Origin of the sequence: Pseudorhodoplanes sp., from assembly GCF_035565795.1 — a bacterium.
Taxonomy (GTDB): Bacteria; Pseudomonadota; Alphaproteobacteria; order Rhizobiales; family Xanthobacteraceae; genus Pseudorhodoplanes.
In genome coordinates, this window is sequence record NZ_DATMRV010000156.1 from 1 (window position 1) to 14,978 (window position 14,978).

At 62.8% G+C, this 14,978-nt stretch carries 13 protein-coding genes; 8 read left to right on the forward strand and 5 right to left on the reverse strand.

Translation table 11 applies throughout. The features are described 5' to 3' along the window. Window positions 1–276: 276 nt before the first annotated feature. Both VNZ93_RS13860 and VNZ93_RS13865 read right to left on the reverse strand, forming a co-directional pair. A complete protein-coding gene (locus tag VNZ93_RS13860; RefSeq protein ID WP_325705909.1) occupies window positions 277–1,233 on the reverse strand; it encodes a zinc-binding dehydrogenase in 957 nt (318 codons plus the stop codon). Between the two features lie 53 nt (window positions 1,234–1,286). Continuing rightward, window positions 1,287–2,327 carry a hydroxyacid dehydrogenase gene (locus tag VNZ93_RS13865; protein ID WP_325705912.1) on the reverse strand — a complete coding sequence of 347 codons (1,041 nt, stop codon included), beginning with the start codon at window positions 2,325–2,327 and terminating at the stop codon, window positions 1,287–1,289. A 172-nt stretch (window positions 2,328–2,499) separates the two neighbouring features. On the opposite strand from VNZ93_RS13865, the gene VNZ93_RS13870 reads away from it, so the two are divergent. Then, a complete protein-coding gene (locus VNZ93_RS13870) occupies window positions 2,500–3,462 on the forward strand; it encodes a tripartite tricarboxylate transporter substrate binding protein (RefSeq protein WP_325705915.1) in 963 nt (320 codons plus the stop codon). Window positions 3,463–3,566: 104 nt separating this feature from the next. On the opposite strand, the gene VNZ93_RS13875 is transcribed toward VNZ93_RS13870, so the two are convergent. Beyond that, window positions 3,567–4,157, reverse strand: coding sequence for an SRPBCC domain-containing protein (locus tag VNZ93_RS13875; RefSeq protein ID WP_325705918.1), 591 nt, complete (start codon window positions 4,155–4,157; stop codon window positions 3,567–3,569). Continuing rightward, window positions 4,154–5,824: a thiamine pyrophosphate-binding protein gene (locus VNZ93_RS13880; RefSeq protein WP_325705921.1), complete on the reverse strand. Its 1,671-nt coding sequence runs from the start codon at window positions 5,822–5,824 to the stop codon at window positions 4,154–4,156. Before VNZ93_RS13880 ends, VNZ93_RS13875 begins: the two co-directional genes overlap by 4 nt. Before the next feature lie 160 nt (window positions 5,825–5,984). On the opposite strand from VNZ93_RS13880, the gene VNZ93_RS13885 reads away from it, so the two are divergent. Then, window positions 5,985–6,974: a 2-dehydropantoate 2-reductase gene (locus VNZ93_RS13885; RefSeq protein ID WP_325705924.1), complete on the forward strand. Its 990-nt coding sequence runs from the start codon at window positions 5,985–5,987 to the stop codon at window positions 6,972–6,974. Here VNZ93_RS13885 and VNZ93_RS13890 read toward each other — a convergent pair. Continuing rightward, a complete protein-coding gene (locus VNZ93_RS13890; RefSeq protein ID WP_325705927.1) occupies window positions 6,959–7,765 on the reverse strand; it encodes an IclR family transcriptional regulator in 807 nt (268 codons plus the stop codon). The genes VNZ93_RS13885 and VNZ93_RS13890 overlap by 16 nt on opposite strands. A gap of 107 nt (window positions 7,766–7,872) precedes the next feature. Between VNZ93_RS13890 and VNZ93_RS13895 the strand changes: the two genes are divergently transcribed. The 6 genes from VNZ93_RS13895 (at window position 7,873) to VNZ93_RS13920 (ending at window position 14,969) form a co-directional block, all read left to right on the forward strand. After that, the gene (locus VNZ93_RS13895) at window positions 7,873–8,613 is read left to right on the forward strand and encodes an IclR family transcriptional regulator (protein WP_325705930.1); all 741 of its coding nucleotides are present in this window, start codon (window positions 7,873–7,875) and stop codon (window positions 8,611–8,613) included. A 126-nt stretch (window positions 8,614–8,739) separates the two neighbouring features. Further along, the gene (locus VNZ93_RS13900; protein ID WP_325705934.1) at window positions 8,740–9,966 is read left to right on the forward strand and encodes a CoA transferase; all 1,227 of its coding nucleotides are present in this window, start codon (window positions 8,740–8,742) and stop codon (window positions 9,964–9,966) included. Window positions 9,967–9,969: 3 nt separating this feature from the next. Further along, the gene (locus tag VNZ93_RS13905; protein ID WP_325705937.1) at window positions 9,970–11,148 is read left to right on the forward strand and encodes an acyl-CoA dehydrogenase family protein; all 1,179 of its coding nucleotides are present in this window, start codon (window positions 9,970–9,972) and stop codon (window positions 11,146–11,148) included. A gap of 14 nt (window positions 11,149–11,162) precedes the next feature. Beyond that, the gene (locus VNZ93_RS13910) at window positions 11,163–12,947 is read left to right on the forward strand and encodes an acyclic terpene utilization AtuA family protein (RefSeq protein WP_325705940.1); all 1,785 of its coding nucleotides are present in this window, start codon (window positions 11,163–11,165) and stop codon (window positions 12,945–12,947) included. A gap of 45 nt (window positions 12,948–12,992) precedes the next feature. Beyond that, a complete protein-coding gene (locus VNZ93_RS13915; RefSeq protein ID WP_325705943.1) occupies window positions 12,993–13,961 on the forward strand; it encodes a tripartite tricarboxylate transporter substrate binding protein in 969 nt (322 codons plus the stop codon). A 9-nt stretch (window positions 13,962–13,970) separates the two neighbouring features. After that, on the forward strand, window positions 13,971–14,969 hold the full coding sequence (locus tag VNZ93_RS13920) for a 2-dehydropantoate 2-reductase (protein WP_325705945.1): 999 nt from the start codon (window positions 13,971–13,973) through the stop codon (window positions 14,967–14,969). Window positions 14,970–14,978: the final 9 nt, after the last annotated feature.

The following is a 14,978-nucleotide window of genomic DNA, read 5'->3' on the forward strand; positions in this document are numbered from 1 at the left end:
ATGTTCGCGACATTGCGCCCCATCAGTCGTGCGCCGCCTGCCGAGATATCCGTCAGCCAGAATGGATTCGTCCGCGTCCCGTCTCCGCTATCGACGCAGTAATACGTGTCCTGTTCGGTCTGCGCCTTGAGAGCGGGCGCGTTGTCTCGGGCAGTCATGGATGGACGGTTGGGCGATCGCGTTCGGTCATCGATGGGCAAGCCATACCGATCGAGCCCAGCTCATTCCAACACCAGCGCGCGTTAACGTTACTCTCACTGTGCGCATGACGAGCCGCTACGGCAGCAGCAGCACTTTCCCGAAATGCTTGTTCGCGCGCACATAGGCGTGCGCCTCCTGGACTTGCGAAAGCGGGAAGCTGCTGTCGATCGGCACGCGAATGCGGCCCGAGATCACATGATCCCAGATGTCGTCTTTCATCGCGAGCATGATGTCGCGCACCTCTTCGATGCTGCGGGTGCGAAAGGTGACGCCTGTATAGTCGATACGCTTGCGTGCGTGCAGTTCGAAGTCGAACTCTGCCCTGGCGCCGGCGAGCCGCCCGATATTGACGATCCGGCCCTTCACGGCGGTGCAGCGCATGGTCTGGTTCACGGTCGGGCCCGACAGCATGTCGACCGTCACCTGCAGGCCTTCGCCTCCCGTCGCTTCCAGAACCTGCTCCGGCCAATCCGGGTCGGCGGTGTTGAGAGCAAGGTCCGCACCGAATTCCTTCAGGCGTGCGCGCCGCACGTCGTTGGTTGAGGTGCCGATCACAAGCCTTGCGCCAAGAAGCTTGGCCATCTGCAGGCCGATGATCCCGACGCCCGAGCTTGCGCCCTGCACCAGCACAGTCTCGCCGGCCTTGAGGCGGCCCGCCGTGACGAGTGCGTTGTGGAGCGTGTTGAGCCCGACAGGCAGGATCGCGGCCTGCTCGAAGCTCATGGCATCGGGAATCTTCAGCGCCCGGCGGTGGTCGCACAGGGCAAGTTCGGCGTGGCTGCCGGTCGCGTGACACATCATGCGATCGCCAGGCTGGAAGTCACGCACTGCTTCGCCAACCTCCAGGACTTCGCCTGCAAACTCGATTCCGATCGGCTTTGCGTCGGCGCCAGGGCCGCTCTTTGCCGCCGCCAGGTCGGCGCGGTTCAGGGCCGCTGCCTTTACGCGCACGAGGAGGTCGTGCGGCCCCGGTGTTGGCTCCGGCACATCCTGAAGGACAACCCCGTTCGGTGATGCAATGCCAGCCTTCATCAATCGCTCCTGACGCGATGCGCGTAATTCGTGAAAATATCGAGTGCTGGGCTTTACCTCTGCGCCAGCACCTTGTCGAAACGCTCACGGAAGCGCGGCAACGCTTCGGGATTGAGCATGCGCTGCGGCTGGCCGCCGCGCAGGATGTCGATCAGTTGCTCTGCCGCCATCAGGGCAAGCCGCCGGCGCGCGGCATGGGTCACGCCGGCCGTGTGCGGGCTTGCAATCACGTTCGGCAGCGTGAGCAACGGATGGTCCGCGGGCGGCGGCTCCTGTTCCCAGACGTCGAGGCCCGCGCCTGCGAGGTGACCCGATTTCAGGGCCTCGTATAGCGCCGCCTCATCGTGGATCCCGCCGCGCGCCGCGGTGACAAAGAATGCGCGCGGTTTCATCGCAGCATATTCGCGTTGTCCGATCATGCGCGTCGTTTCGGCAGTCAACGGACAATGCAGTGACACGAAATCGGATGCCCGAAGCAGTTCGTCCAGCTCGACCTTTCGCGCGCCGCGCGCGGTGATGGCGTTCGCACCGACATACGGATCGTAGGCAAGGACCGTCATCGCGAACAGGCCGGCGCAGAGTTCGGCGACGCGTGTGCCGGTGTTGCCGAAGCCGACAATGCCTACGGTCTTTCCATACAGATCGTCGCCCATGAACGCGATGCGATCGACAGGATCGCCGGTGCGGAGCGCCTTGTCCGTCTCGCCGATGCGCTTGGTCAGGGACAGCATCATGCCGAGCGTGTGCTCGGCTACGGCTTCGCGATTGCCCCCGGTCTGGTTCACCGCAATCACACCGGCATCGGTGCAGGCCGAGACGTCGATGGCATCGAAACCGGCGCCGCTTGCCGAAACCACCAGGATTTGCGGGCATTGCGTGAGGAATTCACGGCCGATCCGCAGATGCTCCGGGATATCGAGCCGTGCTGAATCGATCTGGATCGCATGCGATGCGGCGAGTGTGCTGTGCAGTGCGGCAAAACTCTGCGACTTGTCGATCCGCACCAGAGACAGGTCGGGGCAGGCTTCGATCGTGCGGTCAAAACCCGGATCGATATAACCGCCGATGTAGGAGACCTGCATTCGCGCACTCATCGTTCACCTCCCGCGCGCCGTTCCGACATATCAGCATTATGATATCTGCCGCGCCGGAACGACCGTACTGTATCGAGCCCCGCTGATCGTCGGCGGCTGTTGAGACCACACAACAAGAGACTTCTGCCGCCGTCAATCACCTGGCGCGCGACAGTTTCCCGGAGGAGACGACGTGAAATCCAGTCTGTCCGCATTGATGATGATCGCGCTCGCGTTATCGGTCACGGCCGATGCGAAGGCGCAGTCCTATCCCAATGGGCCTGTGACGTTGATCGTGCCCTATCCGCCGGGCGGACAGATCGATTCACTCGCGCGCATGGTGCAGCAGAAGCTTCAGCCGATGCTCGGGCAGCCTGTTGTGGTCGAGAACCGGCCGGGCGGTGGCGGCAATCTTGGTACCGCGCAGGCATTGCGATCCGCCCCCGATGGACACACGTTCGTGCTTACGACCGACGGCGTGATGACGCTCAATCCGTTCCTGTATCCGAATGTGGGCTTCGATCCCGCGGCCGCGACACCGTTGACGCTGTCGACCGAGACGGTGGTTGGGGTCGCGGTGCATAATTCGGTTCCGGCGAAGAACATTCCGGAGCTGATCGCCTACGCAAAGGCCAACCCCGGCAAGGTCACGTTCGGCACGTCGGGCGCGCCGCAGCAGATCATCGGTGAGATGCTGAACCGGCTGGGCGGCGTCCAGATGCAGCACGTGCCCTATAAGGGCGTCGCACTGGCAATGACCGATCTCGTTGGCGGACATATCAACGTCGTGGTTGCGACCATCACCTCGATCCTGCCGCATGTCGGCTCGGGCTCGATCCGGGTCGTCGGTGTTTCCGGCAAGGAGCGATTCAAGCAATTGCCGGATGTGCAGGCGATCGCGGAGACCTATCCCGAGATCGTGGTCGCGACCTGGTCCGGCTTTTTCGCTCCGCCTGGTACACCAAAGGCTGTCGCCGACCGGCTCAGCGCCGACCTGATCAAGGCGATCAAGGAGAAGGACATCGTCGACAAGCTGGCGAAGACGGCCGAGACTGTGGTGGCGACCAGCCCGGCGGAGGCAAGGGCACGCCTGAAAGCCGACAGCGACCGTTGGGCGAATTACCTGAAGCAGGTCACGATCAAGCTTGCGCAATAGAACGTTATTGTGAGCGCGGCGAAGCAATCCGGCATTGTGAAGTGAGATGGATTGTTTCGTCGCTGACGTTCCGCGCAATGACAGACAAATGATCCAGCCTTAATTCACCCCCCGAACAACTTGCGCAGGCGCTCCAAAGTCTGCGCGATCATCGCGCCTGCAACGCGCAGCATCAGTGCCGGTCCCGACAATGCTTGCGTCGGGACCGGCGCTGCCGTTTCCGAGGCGGCGCCTTGGGTTGCCGCCATGCCTGCGGCGAAACGGGATGCGAATTCATCGAGGATGACCTTGGCCACGGCGGGACCACCCGTACGGGCGAAGTCCTCCAGGACGCCTTGCAACTCCGCAACCGACACGATGTTGACGCGGGTCGATGGCTGCGCCGCGCCGTTACTCGCGTCATGGAGGGCATAAGTGACACGCACCTTGAAGCGGGCGGCACGCTGATCGGACGAGCCCTGGCCCTGCAATGCACCGGTCCTCGCCGCGGTATCCATCTCCGACGTCATCTTGCCGCGGAAGACCAGCCGCTTCGGCCCGAACGTCACGGTGATCGCGCCGATATAGCTGCCGTCATCGCCGCGCCCTTCGATCGAAGCGCCGGGCAGATACTGCGCCATGCGCTCGATGTCGGCGAAGGCAGCAATTACCTCCTCCGGCCGACCGGGAACGGTGATGTCACCCTCCCACCTCATGACGGACGCAACAGCGGTGCGAGGTTTTCGAGGCCGAAATGCAGCTTGCGATAGGTATCGCTGACCGTGCTCGGCGAAATGCGCGCGTCGATCACGAACACGCCGCCTTTGGCGATGCCGGCCTTCAGCGCCGCGCCGATGTCGTCTTCGGCGGTCAGCACTACGCCATCGCCGCCAAAGCTGCGGACCAGCGCGACGAAATCGGGGTTGGACCATTTGGCCAGCGATGGCTCGAAGCCCTTGGCCCGGAGCTTGTGGACTTCGGCGCCGAACGCGTTGTCGTTCATCACGACAACGGTGAGCGACAAACCTTCGCGCTGCGCCGTTTCGAGTTCCTGCACATGCACCATCAGGCTGCCATCGCCTTCGATCAGAACCGTAGGCCGGCCGTCTTTCGCGGCCGCGACGCCGACAGCCTGAATCAGGGCCTGTCCGATCGAGCCGAACTGGTAGGTGATGATCTGTTCGGCCTGTCGGGGCAGAGGCAGATACATCACGACGAAGCCGAGATAGTGCCCGACACCGGTGACGATGCGAACGTCGGGCGGAAGCGCGCGGCCGAGCTTCTGCATCAGGCCGCGTGGATCGACACCATCGGTCGGCTTGTCGAGCTGCTTGGGGCTCGTGTTCATGATCGTCTGCGTGTCCGCGGAACGATAGCCGGCCTTGCGGACCTGTCGCGCTTCCAGCATGCCGGTCAGCGTGGCCGCTGCGCTCCTGGCGTCGCCGCGCGCGAACAGGCCGGGCAGGGGGCCGATCTCGTCGGGTGCCGGCTTGATGTCGATACGGGCGACATTGGCGGAGGGGAACAGCAAGCCGCCTTCGGTGGTGAAATAGCCGAGCTCCGCGCCGATACCGAGGACGAAGTCGCAGTCGGCAAACAGCTTCTCGGTCGGTGCGCTGGCGAAAGCGCCTGCGACGCCGATGTCGTAGTCGGCGCCGGTGAAGAAGCCCTTGTTCGGCAAGGTGGTGGCAAGCAATGCGCCGCTCTTCTCGCCGAGCGCGATGATTTCGTCACGCGCGCCGGACCAGCGGGCGCCGCGTCCGGCGATAATGATCGGCTTCTCTGCCGCCATCAGCGCTTCCATGATCGGCAGCAGCGACTCTTCGGTCGCGACAACCTGATCGGTGGGCTGGATGAAATTGCGCGATGGCTTGTAATCGAAATCGAAATCGAGGGTCTTGAACTGCACATCGATCGGAATATCGAGGAGAACCGGTATCCGATGTACGCGCGCGGCGTAGAATGCTTCCGCGATCTGGGCCTCGGCCGTATCGGCGCTGGTCACTTCCTGATAGCGCGCGCCGCAGATCTCGCCGAAACGGCGATGATCGACGAACTGTGTCCGGTCCTTCGGATTCTTGCCCTGCTGGCCCAGCGCAAGAATCATCGGCGTGCGATTGCGGCAGGCGACGGTCAGCGGCGTCGCCGCCTGGGTCAGTCCCGGTCCCCATGTAACGGTTGCGATCGGAAGCTTTCCGGTGGCGCGGAAATAGCCGTCGGCCATGCCTACGGCCGCTGCCTCGTGCCGCGTCGAATAGATCGCGACATTGGGGAAGCGTGCGAGCGCGCCCCAGAACGGCATGTTGCCGTCCCCCATCAGTCCGAACACGGCTTCACAGCCCTCATCGACAAAGGCCTTGGCGACGGCCTCGTAAACCAGCATCGGGTCGCACTCCTGCAATCGGGAGGCGGCACCCTATCAATAGAAGCGGATGCCGCGAGTGCGGCGAAGCGGATATCAGTGGAGTGATGGAGCGCGGTCGCGATTGACATTAAGGCGCCGCTTGGGGCCCGTACGGGCAGGAAAACAGGAGGAACCGATCTTGCGCATTTGTATTTTCGGCGCTGGAGCGAGCGGCGGGCATTTCGCGGTGAAGCTGGCGAATGCCGGTCATGCGGTGTCGGTTGTTGCCCGCGGCCCACATCTTGCGGCGATCCGGTCATCCGGACTGACGCTGAAGCTGAAGGACCGGGTCATGCAAGCGTCGGTGGCTGCGACCGACGATCCGGCGACGCTCGGACCTCAGGACGCCGTCATCGTGACCGTAAAGGCGACCGGACTCGCCGCCGTCGCAGACAATATCGCGCCACTCATCGGGCCGGAGACGGTGGTCGTGTTCCCTCAGAACGGGATGAGCTGGTGGTATCCGCTCGCGCTACCGGCCGACAAGCCGGCACCGCCTCGCGTGCCGGTCTTTGCGCTGGCCGACCGGTTCCTGCCGCATATGACCATCGCGCAGATTGCCGGCGGCATCATCTACTCGGCGAACGAAGTGGAAGCGCCCGGCGTCATCAAGAACAACTCGCCAGCCCGCAACAGGCTCGACTTCGGCCCGATTGACGGACGCGCGCCCGGCGTGTTCGCGCCGCTGCGTGACGCGTTCACAAGCTCTGGGCTTGAAGCGCCGGAGATTGACGACATCCGGCAGACCGTCTGGCATAAGCTGCTGATCACTGCGAGCGGCTCAACGATCTCGCTCGCGACCCGCAACAAGGCTGCAATCTCGAAGACCGATCCCGCGCTCGGCGGTGTCTATATCCGTATCGTCCGCGAATTGCTGGCCGTTGCGGCCGCGCATGGTTACCCGCTGGCCCGCGAACTTGATCCGGACAAGATGCTGCAAGGCCTTCTCGATCACAAGCCATCGCTGCTGCAGGATTATGAGCAGGGGCGGCCGATGGAGATCGGCGAAATGGTCGTGTCGCTGATCGATTTTGCGCGCGCCGCGGACATAGCTGTTCCGACCTATGATGCACTCGCGGCGATCACCGCGCGGCTTGCGATTGACAAGGGGCTCTACAGCCCGGCGTGATTGCCGCGGCCGGGACGCTGTCTTTCAGAGGCGCCACCGGTCTTGCCGGATTGTTCTGCGAAGCCCTGAACCGCTTCGCGCAATTCATCGATCAGCGACGACTGGCGCGCACGGATGCGTTCCGTGCGTCCGGCAATGCCGATGGCGATTGGCGGATGATCCGGGAGCGGAGGCATCAGCATGCCGAGGCCGCTTGCGCCCGGTGTCGCCTCTTCATGGCAAACCGCGTATCCGCATTCGCGGATCGCTTCGATCTCCGCAAGCAGCACCGTCAGATTGACTGACGGTTTCCGATCGTTGGCATTGATCCGCCGCACCAGCGCGCCGATCTCGGTATTCGATTTCAGGCTGAGCAACATCTTCCCGGTCGCGGTGCGGCCGATCGGGCGCAGCGTTCCCGAGCGATGATGGAACGGCATCGCATAGGCCGGCGATTCCAGTGTCTGGATATATTGCACGTGCACGCCGTTCTGCATGCCGAACAACACTTCTTCTCCGGTCCGCGCCTGAAGGTCGTAGGCGAGCTTGGCAAGGTCGCCGGAGAAGAAGAAGCCGCGGGTGATCTGCGCTCCCAGAAGCGCCACGCGCGCTGTCGGGGAATAGCGGCGTTGCCGGCTGTCGTAGTTCAGATACCCGAACGCATGCAGCCCCTTGAGCAGCATTGACGTGCTGGATTGCGGATAGTCGAGTGCGCGCACGACATCCATGACGGACAAGGGCGTTCGTCGTTCGCCGAACAGTTCCAGGATCTCAAAAGCGCGTTGTGCGGATTTTGCGGTAGAGGACGTCATGGCGCATTATCCTTCGCGACAGGCCGCAATACAATATTGTTCGTCTTTGCTCCGCACGGGGAACCGTTGTATGCAGCGCGAAAGACTTCCGGGGGGCCGCTGAGAGAATGTCCAAGATCGTTGAGCGGACGCTCGATTTCATCGAATTGTTTGCGGCTGAACGCCGGCCGCTGTCGCTGTCCGATATCTCGCGGCTGCTGGGCATCCCGGCATCGAGTTGCCATGATGTACTGCGTGCGCTGGTGGCGCGTGGATATCTCTATGAGATGGGGCCGCGCGCAGGTTTCTATCCGACCGTCCGGTTGCTCAATCTCGCGAAGATCATCTCCGAGCACGATCCTATCCTTGTCCGCGCAGAACTGCTGATGCGCAAGATTCGCGACACCATCGACGAGTCAGTGTCGCTGGCCAAGGGCAGCAAAAATAGCGCTACGTATCTGTTGGTTCTGGAGCCAAGCCATCCGCTGCGGTTCATTGTCAATGCCGGCAGCCAGGTTCGCAGCTTGCACGCGACGTCCGCAGGCAAGGCTTATCTCGGAAGCCTTCCGTCCGATCAATTCGAGGGCTGGCTGAAGGCTGCGAAGCTCACGCCTATGACCGCAAACACCATTCGCTCGAAAGAGGCCTTGCGCAGCGACATCGAGACCTCGAAGCGCCGCGGCTATTTCCTCAATCGGGCTGAAAGTGTCGAGGATGCGACGACGGTATCCTCGCTGTTTCGCTGGCATGGCGCCGACTACATCGTGACGATCGCAGGCCCCACTTCCCGCATGGGCGCGAAGCTCGATCAGGCGATCAAGCTTGTGACGGATGCCTGCAAGACCCTCGGCGAGGGCGGAGCGCGCTAAGGCGCTTTCCGGCGGCCGTCTCCAACAAAAGTTGGCAGGGGTCAGATTGACTCTGCGCGCGAGCGGCCATAGAAGAAATTCGAAATAGCGACATTATTTTCGGTATAGCGAAATCGGAGGCGCCGGATGAAAGCATCCGGAACACCCACATCGCGTGGCCCGCTGTCGGGAATCCGCGTGATCGATCTGACGACGGTGGTGATGGGGCCGTCGGCGACGCAGATCCTTGGCGATCTCGGCGCGGACGTCATCAAGATTGAAAACGCGGGCGGCGATTCCATGCGCTGGATCGGGCCGAACCGCACCGAGGGCATGGGTCCGCTCTATCTCAATGCCAATCGCAACAAACGCAGCGTCGTCCTCGACCTGAAGAATCCGGACGATCGTGAGGCGCTGCTCTCGTTGCTGCCGGATGCAGACGTGTTCGTGTCCAATGTGCGCCCGCAGGCGATGGCGCGGCTGGGCCTTGGCTACGACACGATCTCGGCGGTGAAGCCCAACATCATCTATTGCCTTGCCGTCGGTTACGGCTCCGATGGTCCGAATGCGGGTCAGGCGGTCTACGACGATCTCACGCAGGCGGCCGCCGGCATCGCCGGTCTGTTCCAGACGATTGACGGAGCACCGCGCTACGCACCGGTCAACATCAGTGACCGTGTGGTTGGCCTCTATCTCGCGATCTCCATCATCAGCGCCCTGCATCATCGCGCGGTGACTGGCGAAGGCCAGGAGATCGAAGTGCCTATGTTCGAGACCATGGCGCAATTCGTGCTCGCCGATCACATGGGCGGCGGTGCATTTGTCCCGCCGATCGGCAACATGGGGTACAAGCGTCTGCTGTCGCGCGTGCGCGGACCTTATCCGACAAAGGACGGGTACCTCGCGCTCGTCGTGTATTCCGACAAGCACTGGCGTGCGTTCTCGACCATGGCTGGCCAGCCCGACCTCCTCGATACCGATCCCCGCTTCAAGTCGCCGGAAACGCGCACGCAATACGCCGAGGATATTGGGAACTACCTCAAGGACCATCTGCCGCAGAAGACGACGGCGGAATGGATCGAAGCGCTGCGCGCAGCCGATATTCCAGTGCATGCTGTGAACAAGATCGAAGATCTGTTCGATGATCCGCATCTCAAGGCGGTGAAGATGTTCTCCGAAATGGAGCATCCGACCGAAGGCCGGGTAAAGGTTGCGCGGTTCCCCGTGAAGTTTTCGCGGACACCCGCCTCGATCCGCTGCCTTGCCCCAAATCTCGGCGAACACACCGAGGAAATCCTGCCGGCGCGCAAGAAAAAGCACGCGCAGACATCCGAAGCCCAACCAACCAAGACCAAGACCAGCACTGGGAGCTGACCCGTGAAAACCTTCGACGCCCTTTGTTCTACGCCGGAACGGCGCGAAATCCGCGATGCGATCCGAGCGATCTGCGATCAGTTCGACGATGAGTACTGGCTCGAGAAGGACAAGACTCATTCCTTCCCGTTCGAATTCGCCAAGGCGATCGCCGATGGCGGCTGGCTTGGCATCGCGATGCCGGAGGAGTTCGGCGGCGCGGGTCTCGGCGTCACTGAAGCCGCCATCATGATGCAGGAGGTCGCGCATTCGGCCGGCGCGTTCGCCGCCTGCTCGACCATCCATATCAACATTTTCGGACTGCACTCGATCGTCAAGCATGGCACCGAGGAGCAGAAGAAGAAGTGGCTGCCGGACATCATCAGCGGCAAGGCGCGCGCCTGCTTCGGCGTCACCGAACCGGATGCCGGCCTCGATACGTCGAAGATCAAGACCCGTGCGGTGCGAAAGGGCGACCGCTACATCGTCAACGGCCAGAAGATCTGGACCTCGACCGCGCAGCAGGCCGACAAGATCGTGCTGCTCGCGCGCACCATTCCGATCGAGGAGTGCAAGAAGCCGACGGATGGCCTGTCGTTGTTCTATACGGATTTCGACCGCTCCAAGATCGAAGTGCGCGAAATCCTGAAGATGGGCCGGCACGCGGTCAATTCGAACCAGACCTTCTACGACAACCTCGAAGTGCCGGTGGAGCATCGCATCGGCGAGGATGGCAACGGCTTCCGTTACATCCTCGACAGCCTCAATCCGGAGCGCATCCTCAATGCCGCCGAAGCGATTGGCATCGGACGGCGGTGCCTTGAGCGTGCGGTGAAATATGCCGGCGAGCGCGTGGTGTTCGGCCGCAAGATCGGACAGAACCAGTCCATCCAGCATCCGCTTGCGGAGAACTGGTCCGAGCTGCTGGCCGCCGAGTTGATGACGTTGCATGCGGCCGAGCTGTACGATGCCGGACAGCCCTGCGGCTCGCAGGCGAACGCGGCGAAGTATTTTGCGTCGGATGCCGCCTTCAAGGCCGCCGATCAGGCCGTGCGCACGCATGGCGGCATGGGCTATGCCGCTGAATTCCACGTCGAGCGCTATTTCCGCGAGGCCGTGGTGGTGCGGCTTGCGCCGGTGTCGCGCGAGATGGTGCTGAACTTCATCGCCGAGCGTGAACTCGGGTTGCCGAAATCCTACTGACGCGGAGCACTGGCGTGGCCGAGAAGATTGTCAATATCGGCGGTGCATCGGGCGCCTGGGGCGACAGCCCCATGGCGATCCCGCAATTGCTGACAGCCGATGTCCATTATCTGATGATGGATTATCTCGCCGAAGTGACGATGTCGCTCCTGGCGCGCGCCCGGATGAAGGATGCGAATGCGGGCTTCCCGCCCGACTTCGTGGCTTATCTCAAGCGGTCTCTGCCGGAGATCGCCAAGCGCGGGATCAAGGTCGTCAGCAATGGCGGCGGGGTCAATCCCCAGGGTGCGAAGCGCGCACTTGACGCCGCCTGCGCGGAACTTGGTCTTTCGCTGAAGATCGCAGTGGTGGAAGGCGACGATGTGTTGCCGCGCATCGACGCGTTGCGTGCGACCGTGCGCGAAGCCTCGACCGGCGAGGAACTGCCGCCAAAGCTTCTGACGGCTAACGCCTATCTCGGCGCATTACCGATTGCGGAGGCACTCGGTCGCGGTGCGGATATTGTCATCACCGGCCGCTGTGCGGATTCTGCGCTCGCCCTCGGCATCCTGATGCACGAATTCGGCTGGAAGGCCGACGACTATGACAGGCTCGCAGCGGGCAGCCTGGTCGGCCACATTCTCGAATGCGGGCCTCAGTCGACCGGCGGCGTGCACACCGACTGGGAGAAGGTGCCCGGTTGGGACAATATCGGCTATCCGATCGCCTCCTGCAAAAGCGATGGCAGCTTCGTGCTGTCGAAGCCCGACAATACCGGCGGCCTGATCGTGCCGGCCTCGGTTGCCGAACAGGTGCTCTATGAGGTCGGCGATCCTGCCGCCTATATGCTTCCCGACGTGGTCGCCGATTTCACCGGCGTCACGCTGGAGCAGGTCGGCGAGAACCGCGTCCGTGTGTCCGGCGCGAAGGGTTATGCGCCGACATCGCAATACAAGGTTTCCGCCACGTTCCAGGATGGTTGGCGCGGCGTTGCCGTCGTTTCGATCGTCGGACCCGATGCGGTACGCAAGGCTGAAAGAACCGCCGAGGCGCTGCTCGCGCGCGCGCGGATGCATTTCCGCCAGCGCCAGCTTCCGGATTTCACTGCGACGCATATCGAGGCGCTTGGCTCCGAGTCGGCTTACGCTTCGAAGGCCAATGCACGGCACACGCGCGAAGTGCTGATGCGGCTTGTCGTCGATCATGTGGATCGTGAGGCGATCGACATCTTCGCCCGCGAACTCGGTTCTGTGGGTCTTGGCTTTGCGCAAGGCACGACCGGGATTTTCTCCGGGCGCCCGAAGCCCACGCCGGTGGTGCGGCTGTTCACGTTCTTCATCGACAAGGCGGCCATGCCTGCGCCGACGGTTCAGATCGGCGACGCCGCGCCTGACGCCGTCAATGTGCCGACAAAGGGCGGCTATACGCCGAAGCCCGTGGTGGAGCAGCCGTCAGAGCCCGCCGCCGGTGATGCTCTCGTTGAGGTTGATCTGCGGTCACTTGCCGTCGCCCGCTCCGGCGACAAGGGCAACGGCTCCAACATCGCAATCATCGCGCGCGATCCGAAATACGTGCCGCTGATCCGTCGTGAGGTCACGACCGAAAAGATGGCTGCGCATTTCGAGGGCCTCGTCCATGGCAAGGTCACTCGGTTCGAGGCGCCCGGCATCAATGCGTTCAATTTCCTTCTTGAAGACGCTCTCGGCGGCGGCGGCATGGCCTCGCGCCGCATCGATCCGCAAGGCAAGGCCTTCGGCCAGATGGCGCTGGAAATGAAGGTGAGCGTGCCTCGCGCACTCGCTCAAGAACTGAAAGCCTAAGAAACCCCGAACCAAGAAAATCCAGAACTAAAAGGAAACGGACCGATGAGACGCCTGCTGGCATCGATGATCGTGATTGGCATGACCTTGGCCGGAACTCTGACCGGGCATGCGCAAAGCTATCCAACACGCCCGATCACAATCATCGTGCCGTTCCCGGCGGGCGCCTTGTCGGACGCTGCCGCTCGCATCCTCCAGCCGAAGCTTACCGAAGCGCTCGGACAATCGGTCATCATCGAAAACCGTGGCGGTGCCGGAGGCGTGATCGGCGCGGCGCAGGTCGCCCGAGCGCAACCGGATGGATACACGCTCCTCGTCACGGTCAACGCGCCGGTGGTGATGGCGCCCGCGATTCAGAAGAACTATCCATTCGACCCCGTGAAGGCGCTGTCGGGTGTCGCGCTGCTGAGCGAAACCTACCTTGCGCTGGTGGTGCGCTCCGAATCGCCGATCAAGTCAATCGCGGATCTCATTCGCCTTGCGAAGGAGAAGCCCGGCCAGCTGACGTTCGGTAGCGCAGGCGTCGGCTCGGCGCATCAGATCGCCGGCGGGCTTCTGAGCACCAAGGCCGGAATCTCGATCAATCACGTTCCCTTCCAGGGCGGTGCGCCGGCGGTGCAGGCTCTCGTTGGCGGGCATATCGACATGAGCTTTGCCACTCTGCCGTCGGTGATGCCGCTGGTGAAGGACGGTCGCCTGCGTCTCGTCGCGCTCGCAGAGCCGAAGCGCTACGACGGCATGCCAGATTTGCCGACGATCAGCGAGACCGTGCCGGGTGTCGTGTCGACGGCCTGGGTGGGCATGTTTGCACCGGCCGGCACGCCGAAAGACATCCTCGAACGTCTCTACAAGATCCTTGATGACGCCCTGCGCATGCCGGACGTGAAAGAAAAGATGATTGCGCTCGGAATGGTCCCGGTGCCGCAGGGACCGGCCGAATTCGACCGCGTGATTGCCGAAGATCTGAAATTCTGGCGTGGTGCGGTCGAGACGGCGAAGATCGAGAAGCAATAGGGACGGACCGTGCGAGTCTGCATTTTCGGAGCCGGTGCGAGTGGCGGGCATTTCGCCGTTCGCCTTGCGCGCGCCGGCCACGATGTGTCGGTGCTCGCACGCGGCCCCCATCTTGCGGCCATCCGCGACCGCGGCCTGAAACTTCGGACGGGCGGCGAGGAATTGTCCGCCAATGTCGCTGCCAGCGACACACCGGGTGATTTCGGTCCGCAGGACGTCGTGATTGTCGCGACCAAAGCGACCGCGCTGCCTGCGATCGCTACTCAGATCGCGCCGCTTGTCGGTAAGGACACGCTGGTCATTTTCCCGCAGAACGGGATGACGTGGTGGTATCCGGTCGGCTTGCCGGCGTCGCATCCGACGCCGCCCGCGCTTCCGATTTTCGATCTGGCAAAGACGTTCCTCGCGGCGATGAGGCCGGATCAGGTGATCGGCGGGATCATCTACTCGGCGAACGAGGTCGAGGCGTCGGGTGTCATCAAGAACAACTCGCCCGAACACAACAGGCTGGAAGTCGCTGCGATCGCCGGACGCGAGGTGCCGGCACTGTCTGCGCTTCGGCAGGAATTCGAGCGCGCCAGAATCCTCTCTCCCGATCCAGGCGACATCCGCACCGCGGTCTGGACGAAACTCGTCACCAATGTCAGCGGATCTGGTCTCGGATTTGTCACCTCCAGTCCGTCGGATGGTGCGCGCAAGGACAGGGCCATGTCGGAAATCTACCGGCGGCTTGCGCGCGAGATGATGGCGATTGCCTCCGCCCATGGCTACGAGCTTGGGCTTGATCCCGAGCAACTGATCGCCAAGCTGCTCCATCACAAGGCGTCGATGCTGCAGGATTACGAGCAGGGACGGCCGATGGAAATCGCCGAGATCATGCTTGCGCCGCTCGCATTTGCGCGTGCCGCAAAGCTCTCGACACCGACGCTCGATACGGTGGCCGCGATTGCCGCAAAGCTCGCGAAGGATCGCGGGCTTGTCGGTGCGGATGTGCGGGTTGATGTCTGACGCAGATCG